8 protein-coding genes are annotated in these 13239 nt (G+C 44.0%); 6 read left to right on the top strand and 2 right to left on the bottom strand.

Features of this window, described 5'->3' with window-relative positions; translation table 11 throughout:
- Window positions 1–46 precede the first annotated feature (46 nt).
- Window positions 47–613 (top strand): outer membrane beta-barrel protein, encoded by a 567-nt coding sequence (locus CIK90_RS11645; protein WP_094389621.1) that lies wholly within the window; start codon window positions 47–49, stop codon window positions 611–613.
- Window positions 614–699: 86 nt separating this feature from the next.
- Here CIK90_RS11645 and CIK90_RS11650 read toward each other — a convergent pair whose 3' ends face one another.
- Window positions 700–3027, bottom strand: a complete 2328-nt coding sequence (locus CIK90_RS11650) for a mechanosensitive ion channel family protein (protein ID WP_173849348.1) — start codon at window positions 3025–3027, stop codon at window positions 700–702.
- A 230-nt stretch (window positions 3028–3257) separates the two neighbouring features.
- Here CIK90_RS11650 and CIK90_RS11655 point away from each other — a divergent pair, with 230 nt between their 5' ends.
- The 5 genes from CIK90_RS11655 (at window position 3258) to CIK90_RS11675 (ending at window position 11141) form a co-directional block, all read left to right on the top strand.
- The gene (locus CIK90_RS11655; protein WP_254046347.1) at window positions 3258–4130 is read left to right on the top strand and encodes an ATPase; all 873 of its coding nucleotides are present in this window, start codon (window positions 3258–3260) and stop codon (window positions 4128–4130) included.
- Window positions 4131–5114: 984 nt separating this feature from the next.
- A complete protein-coding gene (locus tag CIK90_RS11660) occupies window positions 5115–6596 on the top strand; it encodes a cellulase family glycosylhydrolase (RefSeq protein WP_094465548.1) in 1482 nt (493 codons plus the stop codon).
- 294 nt (window positions 6597–6890) lie between these two features.
- Entirely contained in the window at window positions 6891–8162 is a 1272-nt protein-coding gene (locus tag CIK90_RS11665; RefSeq protein WP_254046350.1) for a cellulase family glycosylhydrolase, read from the top strand.
- A gap of 141 nt (window positions 8163–8303) precedes the next feature.
- Window positions 8304–9866, top strand: a complete 1563-nt coding sequence (locus tag CIK90_RS11670) for a cellulase family glycosylhydrolase (RefSeq protein WP_254046348.1) — start codon at window positions 8304–8306, stop codon at window positions 9864–9866.
- A gap of 27 nt (window positions 9867–9893) precedes the next feature.
- Window positions 9894–11141 carry a glycoside hydrolase family 5 protein gene (locus CIK90_RS11675; RefSeq protein ID WP_094465554.1) on the top strand — a complete coding sequence of 416 codons (1248 nt, stop codon included), beginning with the start codon at window positions 9894–9896 and terminating at the stop codon, window positions 11139–11141.
- A 758-nt stretch (window positions 11142–11899) separates the two neighbouring features.
- Here the strand turns inward: CIK90_RS11675 and CIK90_RS11680 are convergent.
- A complete protein-coding gene (locus tag CIK90_RS11680; protein WP_254046349.1) occupies window positions 11900–13063 on the bottom strand; it encodes a glycoside hydrolase family 26 protein in 1164 nt (387 codons plus the stop codon).
- Window positions 13064–13239: the final 176 nt, after the last annotated feature.

A 13239-nucleotide genomic window follows, 5' to 3' on the forward strand; every position in this document is an offset into this window, starting at 1 on the left:
TTGGTTTTTCCATCCTTCAATTGTTAAACTTCAAAACAACAAAATAATGAAAAAGTGTTTCATGACTCTCGTAGCTCTTGTAGTGGCTACAGTGGCAAGTGCCCAGGTTTATGTGGGTGGTAGTGTTGGATTTATTGGTAGTTCACACGATGGAACAACCAAGAACAACTTCCAAATTCTGCCGGAACTTGGTTTCAAACTTGAGGATAACATTGCCGTAGGTATCGTTCTTGGCTATGCTCAGGATGAAGTGTCTGTTGAAAAGACAGTAGCAGGATCTACAGTTACTGTTTCTCAGAAGGACAAGCAGTTTCGTATCAGCCCTTATTTGCGCTATACCGCTCTGAAATTTAAGTGTGTTGACGTTTTTGTTGATGCTGGTCTCGACTACATCCACTCTGATAATGGTAGCGTGAAGAACAATACTTTCGGTCTTGGTGTACGTCCCGGAGTAGCAGTTAATCTGAACGATAAACTGAGCTTTGTTACCCATTTCGGTTGGTTGGGTTATCAGAATTCAAAGGATGATTACGATGGTGCCAAAGCTACTAACACTTATGGTGTAGCTCTTGACGGCAACAATCTGACTTTCGGTCTCTACTACAATTTTTAAAGTATAGCGACAGTTATTACGTTACAATAATCATTCGCCCGGCAATTCCATCGGAACTGCCGGGCGAACTGTATTCTGTATGAGTATTAGTTGTTGTGCAGATGTATATCTTGTTGTGGAAATGGAATCTCGATGCCGTTGGCATTGAGCGTGTCGTAGATGGTTTTGAGCACATCGCTTGTCACATGTGAACGCTTGGTAGCTTCCGACCATACGAATATTTTGAGATTGATACTTGAGTCAGCCAGTTCGCCCACAACCGATTTGGCTGTCTTGGTAGGGTCAGTCCATTGGTGGTGCATATTGTTGACAGCCGTGTCAACCAGTTCCATCACTTGTTGCAAGTTACTTCCGTATGCCACCCCGTAGTGTATAGTTGTCAGTATATACCCATGGTTGCGAGTCAGATTCTTGTAGTTTTTAGAGAACAACTGTGAGTTTTGGAAGGTAATCACCTCACCATATACTGACTCTACAATGGTCGATGTATAGTTGATGGTAGTCACTTTTCCCATGGTTCCATCCACTTCAATCCAATCGCCTACTTTGATGCGTCCTGTCATGAGAGAAATACCGTAGTAGATATTTTCGATGATGTCTTTCGATGCAAATCCGATACCCGTTGACAGTCCGCCTGTCACTACCATCAGCCATTCGAGCGACACACCGAGTACGCTCATCGTGATGAGGAACCATGCGCCCCATACCAAAACCTGTGTTACATTCTTTCCCATTACTTCTCGGCTTGCTGCTGTCGATGGGTCAGAACTGCGGTAATGCATGCGTAGAAACTGCAGTACAGTAGTACAAATGTACGAGAATAGGAACCACAGACTGATGACAAATGCCAGCGATACGATGCTGAGTTTCAGATTGCTGAGGTCAACAAACTTGGCATAGAATATCTTCCAGCATAGGTCTGTCAGGTTGAATACATCTGCAGCCCAATAGAAACTGATCATGACCGATATTACCCCCAGCACAGGCAGTAATACCTGATAGAGTAGGTCGTAAGCCCATGTTTTGGAGATGGGCATCTCTTCGTAGTGGTGCTTGATACCATAAATTTTAAGGTATTGCAACGCACAGGTGATGGTGAGGATACATGTGAGCTGCATTGTCCACCAGATGAGCAATTGCACGGCAAATAGGGTGTAGCCTATCCATGAGCATACCACAGATGTGATAAATACCGCTTGTGTGATATAGGTGTAGAACATGTCCGATTTCGGAATGTTCTTGTTGTGGCGTCTGATCACGCTCCATTGCCACAGGGCGCAGAGCACGAGGATGGGTGGGAATATCAGATTGACGAGTTCGTTAGGTATCAGAATGATACGGAATACGATGACCAGGAAACTTACAGCTAAAAGTGGTGTATAGATGCGGAAGGCGCTCTTAATCTGACTGCCATTGACACGTAGCAAGAGTGAGATAAGGATGGCACCCATCAACCATGCAAAATTGACCAACAGTCCGCATGCCATGATGAAGAAATGCTGCTGTGATACAGTTAGCATGATGGCGAGAATGAGGCCGAAAGTCACCGTGGTGGTGGCCATGGTGATACAGGCTTGTTTTTTTAGAAACTCCTTGGTGCGGAATCGCTTTGGCACTACATAGTGGATAACCACATAGTTGAGTAGTGTAGCGATGATGGCATAGATGAGGATAGAAACAAGCAGTCCCACAATCCATCGGCTATCCCATTGCGATTTGGCATTGGGTTGGTATTTCTTTGTGACCGTCTGCATGGTGGTAGTCCACTGTTGCGGCCAATTGGTAAGAATGGAAATATAGCTGTCGCCACCATTGCGGAAGATGCTGGTTTGTATGTCGTTGTATCGTTTCTGTGCATAGTCGTTGAGATAGGCGAGCCGCTTCTCCGTCATGTCGTAGAAGGTGATGTATTCTTTCATTGTTCCACGACTTTCTTCCAAATTGTTGCGAATGTTGGTGGCGAGGGTGAGACATACGCTTCGGTCGGTTTTTGCATGGTCGTCGAGCATCATTACAGGCATAGATCGAAGTGACACGATGAGTGAATCGTAGCGTGCTATGTTGCTATTAAGCTTGTTTATCCACGTGTTAAAAGGCAACTGTTGCTGCCTAAACTCATGATACTGTTCGGTGGCTTCATGGCAAGCATAGGTCAAGTCAAATACATAATCCTGTTTTTGCGAGTAGAGCATCAGTGCATTTTGGTTTGACCGCTCCATGGTTGCAAATAGTTGGTCGCGCACTTTCTTGTTTTGCGTTTTGCTCAACTCCAACCGTTCTGTCAGCTCACGATGAAAGTCAGTGAGCTCTGATCGCAGGATATGTAGGGTCTGTGGAAGGTCTTTCTCTTTCAGCACAGCATGGCTGGCGAGCGTGATGGTCAGTGTGATGAGCACCGTCAGTATTCTTTTCATATTCAATCGGATGGTTCTGTATTGGGTAATTATTGGCGCAAAGTTACAAAGAAAAGTTGAGACGATAAAGCGAATGAAGAAGTTTAACGCTATTCTGCCTACAAAAATTCGTAAACATCCAATGAGATCCTTCTGGATAGTGGTTTATTTTTCCTTTTTAACTTCATTATTTCTTTGTTTCGTATGATTATCACAAAAGTTTTGTACCTTTGCAAGGAAATATAAGAACTATGCCGATGACCACCTCATATTCACATTGCCAACTCATTGCCGACAGTGGCAGTACCAAAACCGACTGGGCACTGCTGGCTGGCGAAACCCTTGTCTGCCAATGTCAGACGCAAGGTATCAACCCTTTTCATCAGTCTGCTGAAGTCATAGATCGCGTGTTGCGTGAGGAGCTTCTTCCGTCGCTTCCGGCAGAGACTACGGTTGGGCAAGTGGCTTTCTATGGTAGCGGTTTGCGTCCCGAATTGCAACCGATGATGCGTCAACTGCTTATGTCGGCATTTTTACATGCCGATGTGCAGGCAGAAGGCGATTTGCTGGGGGCAGCACGTGCGGTATGTGGTCGTGCAGAAGGTATTGCCTGTATCCTTGGTACAGGAGCCAATTCTGGTCTGTACGATGGACAAAATATTGTGATGAACACTCCGCCGTTGGGCTATATTCTTGGCGATGAGGGTAGTGGGGCAGTGCTCGGTCGGCAGTTTCTCAACCTTATATTTAAGGAGTCTGCTCAATCCGCCTTGCGCGAAGCGTTTCTTTCTGAGTTTCATTTGACGATGGCTGATGTTATCGATCGTGTCTATCGCCAACCTTTAGCTAATCGATGGTTGGCATCATTGTCACCATTTATTCATCGAAACCTTGATAGAGATGGTGTACGCAGCATGGTGATTGATAATTTCAGACAGTTCTTTCGTCGTAATCTGACAGCGTATCAACGACAAGATTTGCCTGTCGGATTTGTTGGAAGTATGGCTTTCTACTATTGTAGCGAGTTGAAAGTGGCTGCTGAGGCTGAAGGTTACTGTGTTGGCACAGTTTTGAAAAGTCCGTTGGAGGGATTGATAGCTTATCATCAGGCAGAAAACTTCTGATGTCTGCCGTTGTCGCATACATAATTTTCAGTTTTCAGGTTTTTATCGAACATCGAACATCTTGTTTTCGTAACATCCAATCAAACAGTTGGTTATGTCTGTGTTTGAAGGCTGAAATGCCGAATTGTCGAACACCCATCGAACATCGTTGTTTAAAGATATAATCATCCGCTTATGTGCATTGGTTTATGTGTAGATGGGCGATAGCCCCAGCCTGCATAGTATTTTCAGCTCTTTTCTAATGTCTGATAAAAGTATTATCCAACGTTTGATAAAAGTGTTATCCAACGTTTGGTAAATGTGTTATCCAACGTTTGATAAAGGTATTATCCAACGTTTGGTAAAAGTGTTATCCAACGTTTGATAAAAGTATTTTCCAACGTTGACACAGGTGTTATTCAACGTTTGACACAAGTGTTTTTCAACGTTTGGCAAAGGTATGATCTAACGTTTGACAAAGGTATTGCAATGTAGGAAAACAATCTGGCAAAATAGTCAGTCAGCTATAAGCGTATTCATTTTGTGTGAAATCAGTTTACAGATTACTACCGAAAAGAGAAATGCTCAACATTTCGTTTTTCTACCATCTTGAAGGCACATAATGGTCGAATCTTCCAAAAATGGGCAGATTGGTGGTCGATTGGTGGTCATAAATTTTTATCAAGAATTATATAAGTAGATGAGTCACAGTGCTTAAGAAACATGTTGTGGTCGATGGTAGCAAAAATAAAATGTCGCGTGCACGTGTGCGCGAGAAGAAACAATTGTTACTCTGTGAAAAAATACATTACATTGAAAACTATATGCGTATAGGTAGATGCTCTGCTGTGCCGATACTATTATTAGCATCAGAGTTATTTCGCCTTAATATATTTTAAATAGGAAAAGCTTGGCAGTTGACGCAAAAATGAGTATATTTGCAGGCGCTAAATGAAATAGCGAAAGACTTACACCCGATTATTCACAAACAAAAAACATATTATTATGAAAAAAGTATTGTGCCTCTTGGCATTTTTTGGAATCATACTCTCTGTCGCAGCTTGTGGTGGTGACGATTCCAAAGACCCTGCACCTGCGGGAACAGCTCCTAAAGCAATCTCAGTAACTCCCGCAAATGGAACGAAAGATGTTGCTCTTGGCAATGTTCACGTGAAGGTGGTTTATAGCACACCGTCAAAGCGCGTAATAGGAGCCGATGACATCAAAATCACCGGAACTACGTCAACTCCAGCAAATTTGAAATTCTCAGTGGCAACACTCGAATTCGATTTGGATTGTCAGGAAGAAGGCGCGACCATTGGTGTGAACATTCCTCAAGGTTATGTAGTATCTAATAATGGTGCGAAACCATCTGAACCAGTATCTTTCAGCTTTACCATGTTTAAAAAGCCAGACCTTGGCAACGACGAATATGAGTCGGCTTCGGTTGCTGTGAAGAATATGATAGCCGGATGGAATCTGGGTAATACACTCGATGCATGGGCTGAAGGTTCAACAGGTTTGAATCAAGAAACCTGTTGGGGACAACCCAAGACCGAGGCTTTCCTGATGAAGAAGATGAAGGAAAAAGGCTTTACCGCAATCCGCGTTCCTGTGACTTGGAAAGACCACATGGATAGTGCAGGCAATGTGGATGAGGCATGGATGAACCGTGTGGCAGAAGTGGTCAACTATGTGTTGGATAACGATATGTATTGTATTCTCAACGTGCACCACGATACTGGAGCAGACAAAACCGCATGGTTGAAAGCCGATGGCACTACCTATGCAGCGTCTAATGCTAAGTTTAAGTATCTCTGGAAACAGATTGCCGACCATTTCAAAAACTATAGTGAAAAACTCGTTTTTGAAGGATACAACGAGATGTTGACAGGAAGTGACGCTACAGCCCAATGGAACACACCAAACAATGAAGCCAACCTCGACTATATCAATAAGTATGCGCAAGACTTTGTAGATGCAGTACGCTTTACTGGTGGCAAAAATAAATATCGCAACCTTATCGTGACTACTTATGCCGCATCACCTGTAGAGAAGAATCTGCAGAAACTCGTAATACCCACCGATCCCTGCGGTAATCAGAGCCACCTCGCCGTTGAGGTACATACCTATGCTCCTTATGATTGGGTGAATACCTATAATAAACACTGGACTGCCGAGTGTAAGAGAGAAATCACCAATATGTTTGCGATGCTCAAAAAGTATATCATGGACCAAGGTTATCCTGTAGTAATAGGTGAATATGGTTCAAACGGTAAAAATGAAGACACCATCAACAAGAACTCTACCCATGAGGAAAAACTCGAAGCCGGCAAGCAAGCTTCGGACATGACTACCCTTTGCAAACAGTATAATGCAGCAGCCTTCTACTGGATGGGCATTGTGGATGGAAACGATCGTAAGGAATCAAGCTTCAAATGGAGCATGGAAGAAGTGGCTGACGCTATAGTCAATGCAGCCAAATAATCATACGCATAGCGTTTCTCTGAAATAAAAGAGGTGGGGCTGGGGCCATGACGGGCTCTATGCCCCACCTTTGTTGAATACCAATCTATATCATAGACGATTTTAAGGTGCATTTATAACGCTAGATAACAAAATGTTATAGCACGCAAAGAAATAATGGTGATTTGTTGTGTGAGATGTTAAAAATATGATAAATATCACAAAATATATTTGTGGGTTTCAAAAATAATTCCTATCTTTGCATTCGCTGAAACCAATAACTTCGTAATGAGAAAACTATTATCCCTTTTTGTAATGGCTATTGCATTATGTGCCTGCAAACAGCAAGTGCAAGAATCACAGTATATTAGCGTTGAAAACGGACACTTCATGCGTAATGGTAAACCATACTATTACGTAGGAACCAACTTCTGGTATGGTGCTATCCTCGGTAGCGAAGGACAAGGAGGTGACCGCGACCGTCTCGTCAAGGAACTCGATGAGATGAAACGCATGGGTATCGACAATCTTCGCATCCTCGTAGGTAGCGATGGTGAGCGTGGTGTGACGACCAAGGTGGAACCAACACTGCAGGAAGCACCTGGCGTTTATAACGATACAATTCTTGCAGGCCTCGACTATCTGTTGATGGAGATGGGCAAGCGCAATATGGTAGCTGTGCTCTATCTGAACAATTCATGGGAATGGAGTGGGGGATATAGCTTCTATCTGCAACATGCCGGTGCAGGAAAAGCTCCACGTCCTAACGAAGAAGGATATCCAGCTTATATGAATTTTGTGGCACAGTATGCCAGCAATACCAAAGCCCACGAACTCTTCTACGATTACGTGCGCTTTATCCTCGGACGCACCAACCGTTATACGGGTAAAAAATATACAGAAGATCCTGCTATCATGTCGTGGCAGATAGGCAATGAGCCTCGCGCCTTTGCTAAAGAACAACTGCCTGCCTTTGAGAAGTGGCTTGCTGAGGCTTCTGCACTGATCCGTTCTATAGATAAAAACCACCTGATCAGTATAGGTAGCGAAGGCTCATGGGGATGCGAAAACGACTATGACTGCTATGAGCGCATTTGTGCTGATAAGAATATAGACTATTGCAATGTGCACCTTTGGCCTTACAATTGGGGATGGGCAAAGCCCGACTCACTCATCGAAAACCTCGACCGAGCATGTCAGAATACCAAAGAGTATATAGACAAGCATCTCGCCATCTGCGATAAGTTGGGCAAACCGCTCGTTATGGAAGAGTTTGGCTATCCCCGCGATGGTATGAAATATGACCTCGGCACCCCAACTAAGGGACGCGATGGCTATTATAAATATGTGTTCTCGCTTGTGGCAGATAATGCCGAGAGCGGCGGAAAATTTGCAGGATGCAACTTCTGGGGATGGGGAGGATTTGCCAAACCGCTACACGAACAATGGGTGGTGGGCGATCCCTACACCAACGATCCTGCACAAGAGGCACAAGGCCTCAACTCAGTCTTTGCCGGCGATACCACTACCTTGCAAGTGGTCAAGGAACAAGTGGATCGTATGGCTAAGGTAAAAAACAAACCTTAAGGATGGGACTTCTCCACCTCTAAACCTTGATAATCATGCCCCAATAGCCTTAAAAAAAAGACAAGGTGATGCTTGGTTGTCTCGCGGAAAATAAGTAATTAGTGCAACACTAAAAATACCTAACGATTGGGAAATAAAACTATGAAAAAACTTACAAATTATCTGATGAAGGTCGGAATGTGCCTGTTGGGTTCGGTGGCTTTTGTTGCTTGTGGCGATGATGATCCGGATGATGGCCCTGCCGTAGAGGGATTAACCGTAACCCCAACCTCACTGTCGTTTACTAAAGATGGCGGTCAGAAGTCTATTAGTGCACGTGCTGGTCAGAATGTTACAGCTTCAAGTGATGCTACATGGTGTGTGGTGACTATTGGTGAGAAAACTCCTACGCTGAAGGTCACTCCTATCAATGTAACTGTTGAAGCCAATACCACTACCGAACAGCGTACTGCTACAATTACCGTAAAAGCCGGTGCAGAGAGCAAAACCGTAAGTGTTACACAGGAGAAGGGTGAGACTAAGCCTGGTTCTAATCCCGATCCTTCTGGCAATATCAAATATGATGCCAAGCAAGTGGCAAAGTTGATGTATCCCGGATGGAATCTCGGCAATACCATGGAGGCTGGTAGCAATACTAACTCATGGAAGAGCGTTGGAGTTTCTACAGAGACAGCATGGCAGAAAACTACAACTACCAAGGAGCTCATCAATTTCATTAAGGTGCAAGGTTTCAAGAGTGTGCGCATCCCCTGTGCATGGGTGATGGGACATATTACCGATACCAACAACTGCACCATCGATCCACAATGGATGGCACGCGTTAAGGAAATTGTTAGCTATTGTGTTGATGCTGATCTCTACGTAGTACTCAACCAGCACTGGGATGGCGGTTGGCTGGAGCACGACGGATTCACAGCGAATGCTGACGTAGCACTCAAGAAACAACAGCTTACCAAGATCTGGACACAGATTGCAGAGGCTTTCAAAGACTATGACGACCATGTTATCTTTGCTGGTCTCAACGAGCCAGGTGTTGGCGGAGCCTATCAGGACAACGGCAAGAATATTGCTGACGATAAGTTGGCAAGCCGTTTGGCTGAATATGAGCAGGCCTTTATCGATGCTGTGCGTGCCACAGGCGGTAATAACGAATATCGCGTATTGGTGGTTCAAGGTCCAGAAACCAATATCGACAAGACAGTAAAGAACAACTATTATTCTAAGTTGAACGACAAACATACCGGTCGTTTGATGATGGAAGTTCACTTCTATGATCCCTATCAGTTCACAATGATGAACAAAGATGAGAGTTGGGGAACAATGTGGTACTATTGGGGTAAAGGCAATACCGGTTCGGATGCCAATCGCAATGCCAACAGCAATTATACTGAGAACTATGTCAAAAACCAGATGGCGAAGCTGAAGACTGCGTTTGTTGACAACGGCATTCCAGTAATCATCGGAGAGTTTGGAGCCAACCAGCGTTTCGCCATCGGACAAGATCCTATCCATGATGCATCTATCAAGGCTTGGTATGCTGCTGTGACAAGTTATGCAATCAACAACGGTTGTATTCCTTATGCATGGGATACAAATAGTGGCAATGGCATGAGTATTATCGATCGTTCAAACATCAAAGTTTTAAATACCAATATGATGACAGGTGTCACCGAAGGTGTCGCTGCTGCAAAGTGGCCGTATTGATAGCATTTGTAATAATCGAAAAATGACATGAGTAAACGAATTCTCTTTATCCTCGTAGTACTTGCACTTGCATGGAGTACTACGGCCGACGTGCAGGCTAAGAGCAAGAAAAAAGGGCGTTTTGTCGGACAAACTGCCATGCAGGTGGCAAAGTTGATGTATCCCGGATGGAATCTCGGCAATACCATGGAGGCTGGCAGCAATACTAACTCATGGAAGAGCGTTGGAGTTTCTACAGAGACAGCATGGCAGAAAACTATAACTACCAAGGAGCTCATCAATTTCATTAAGGTGCAAGGTTTCAAGAGTGTGCGCATCCCCTGTGCATGGGTGATGGGACATATTACCGATACCAACAACTGCACCATCGATCCACAATGGATGGCACGCGTTAAGGAAATTGTTAACTATTGTGTTGATGCTGATCTCTACGTAGTACTCAACCAGCACTGGGATGGCGGTTGGCTGGAGCACGACGGATTCACAGCGAATGCTGACGTAGCACTCAAGAAACAACAACTTACCAAGATCTGGACACAGATTGCAGAGGCTTTCAAAGACTATGACGACCATGTTATCTTTGCTGGTCTCAACGAGCCTGGTGTCGGTGGAGCCTATCAGGACAACGGCAAGAATATTGCTGACGATAAGTTGGCAAGCCGTTTGGCTGAATATGAGCAGGCCTTTATCGATGCTGTGCGTGCCACAGGCGGTAATAACGAATATCGCGTATTGGTGGTTCAAGGTCCAGAAACCAATATCGACAAGACAGTAAAGAACAACTATTATTCTAAGTTGAACGACAAACATACCGGTCGTTTGATGATGGAAGTTCACTTCTATGATCCCTATCAGTTCACAATGATGAACAAAGATGAGAGTTTGGAAAAAATGTGGTACTATTGGGGTAAAGACAATACCGGTTCGGATGCCAATCGCAATGCCAACAGCAATTATACAGAGAACTATGTCAAAAACCAGATGGCGAAGCTGAAGACTGCGTTTGTTGACAACGGCATTCCCGTAATCATCGGAGAGTTTGGAGCCGACCAGCGTTTCGCCATCGGACAAGATCCTATCCATGATGCATCTATCAAGGCTTGGTATGCTGCTGTGACAAGTTATGCAATCAACAACGGTTGTATTCCTTATGCATGGGATGTAAATACTGGCAATGGCATGAGTATTATCGATCGTTCAAACATCAAAGTATTTAATACCAATATGATGACAGGTGTCACCGAAGGTGTCGCTGCTGCAAAGTGGCCGTATTGATAGCATTTGTAATAATCGATAAATGATATCAAGCAGAAACAGTATAGCCACCGCGCTTACTGAGCAGACACACTGACTATACTCAGCCATTGTGCTGATCATACAAGCAAATACACTGAATTTATAGCAAATTCAGTGTATTTGTTTTAGGTATGGTTTCTTTGATGTGATATAAACCTTCATAATCAGATGTACTCTTTTGGAAAAATGTTTACTTATGTATTGCGCAGTGATTTTTACAATATTACAGTATTACAGTTTTCGAAAAGCAAAAAAATATGGATTTATAGCCTGTTTACCGCTTGAAAATCATAAAAATCTATTCGTTGAGCATCAAAAATCGTTTTTGAAAACTGTAATACTGTAATACTGTAATGGCGTAATGACTTTAGTTTTGGTATAGTATTATTACATAGTGTTGTTGCTTTGCGTCGCTATAGTCCCATAATTCCATTTATTCATGTGTGTGATGAGTCCCGATTGAATCCCGAATGAATCCCGAATGAGTCCCGAATGAATCCCGAATGAGTCCCGAATGAATCCCGAATGAATCCCGAATGAATCCCAAATGAGTCCCAAGTAAATCCCAATCAATATACGAGCGGAATAGGATAATGATGGGAGATACTACGGTCAGAAAAGGAACCTACCGCAGAAGTGAGATAGTAAGTTTAATCAAAAGAAAAAACAAAACCATCGCATGGGACAGAATTGAACCATACGATGGCTTTGTTGCAGAGGGACGTATGAAAGTCGCCTTATTCTTTCTTTTTCACAAAGTAGATATTGTTCACATCGCTACGCATCAGCACATGTTTGTTGTTGACGAACGTCACGAAATCGGTAGTGGAAATCTGACCGGGGAACGGAGCAAAGTAATGCTGTGGGTTGTCGTAAGCATTGCGCCATACCAGTACGTAGCAGATGGGGTGCTTGTCGAGCACCGGTTGTAATGTCTTGGTCCACCAGTCTGCAGTCTTTATTCCCTCGTAGCCGGTTTCAGTAAGAGCAGCAGCCTTGTGGTGTTTCTTGGCAACGGCACATACTGTGGCAAGGTTCTTATCCAACTGTGCAGCATAACCGGCAATCTTTACGGTGTCAGCCTCAGGTGAGGAGCAGTAACAGTCCAGTCCCATGACATCTATGATGTCGTCGCCAGGATAGCGTTCCAGATATTTGGATTCATTGCCATCCATTTCTGTGCCAGGTGAATAAGCATAGAGTGCATTTACCACTCCTTTGTCTTTCAGTCGGTCGGTGGTCATTTTCCACAACGCTTTATACTGTGCAGCGGTGCAATGTTCCTGTCCCCACCAGAACCATGAACCGGTATGCTCATGCCATGGGCGGAAGATAACCGGTACTTTCACGCCGTATGGTGTTTCCAGTGAGTTGAGGAAGTCTGCCACTTTATCAATCCATCCTAAGAACATCTCATGCTTCTGTCCACCTTCCAATACTGAAGCCACAGTCTTGGTTTCGACGTTCTTCAGTGAGTCGGCAACCCATGCAGTACCACCAGAGAGCGGATTGTTCAGATGCCACGATAATGTAATTACGCCACCACGGTTGAAATGGGTGAAGATTTCTTGGCGCATGCGATCAAAGGGAACACCGTCGAGATTGACCGAGTCGCCCAGTTCAATATGTCCAAGGTCGAAACTCAACAGCCCCGGATAATCGTTGCATACGCTATGTATATCGGATCGGGCAGAGTCCCCTTTCCATCCGATACCATAGACGGTATCGTCATGGTGTCCGAACATATAGACGCCACTGTCACCATACGCCATCAGATTGGTCAGCAGATTCTCCGTGCGCTGTGTACGACCTGAGTCTGCTAAGGGGTCGCTTGCCTTCTTGGGTCCGCATGCTGACAGAATCAGTGCAGATGCCAACGTCATCAATAGATATTTCTTCATTTTATGATAGTTTGGGTTTTGAGCGCAAAAGTACGCATAATCTTCCAACTGACCAAATATCGTGTGTGAAAAATAGTATTATTTATAAGATATGTTTTTGCAGCTGTTGAAAACCACTTAAAGTGTAAATTGTGTAATTATATAGTGGTAAAAATACACTTATTAGTTGTGCGCCT

This window comes from Prevotella sp. P5-126 (genome assembly GCF_002251185.1).
GTDB lineage: Bacteria > Bacteroidota > Bacteroidia > Bacteroidales > Bacteroidaceae > Prevotella.

Excerpts from the sequence above, each read along its gene's own strand:
- CIK90_RS11665 (WP_254046350.1), top strand. The coding sequence starts at position 6,891 with ATGGCTATTGCATTATGTGCCTGCAAACAGCAAGTGCAAGAATCACAG.
- CIK90_RS11670 (WP_254046348.1), top strand. The coding sequence starts at position 8,304 with ATGAAAAAACTTACAAATTATCTGATGAAGGTCGGAATGTGCCTGTTG.
- CIK90_RS11655 (WP_254046347.1), top strand. The coding sequence starts at position 3,258 with ATGCCGATGACCACCTCATATTCACATTGCCAACTCATTGCCGACAGT.
- CIK90_RS11645 (WP_094389621.1), top strand. The coding sequence starts at position 47 with ATGAAAAAGTGTTTCATGACTCTCGTAGCTCTTGTAGTGGCTACAGTG.
- CIK90_RS11680 (WP_254046349.1), bottom strand. The coding sequence starts at position 13,063 with ATGAAGAAATATCTATTGATGACGTTGGCATCTGCACTGATTCTGTCA.
- CIK90_RS11675 (WP_094465554.1), top strand. The coding sequence starts at position 9,894 with ATGAGTAAACGAATTCTCTTTATCCTCGTAGTACTTGCACTTGCATGG.
- CIK90_RS11660 (WP_094465548.1), top strand. The coding sequence starts at position 5,115 with ATGAAAAAAGTATTGTGCCTCTTGGCATTTTTTGGAATCATACTCTCT.
- CIK90_RS11650 (WP_173849348.1), bottom strand. The coding sequence starts at position 3,027 with ATGAAAAGAATACTGACGGTGCTCATCACACTGACCATCACGCTCGCC.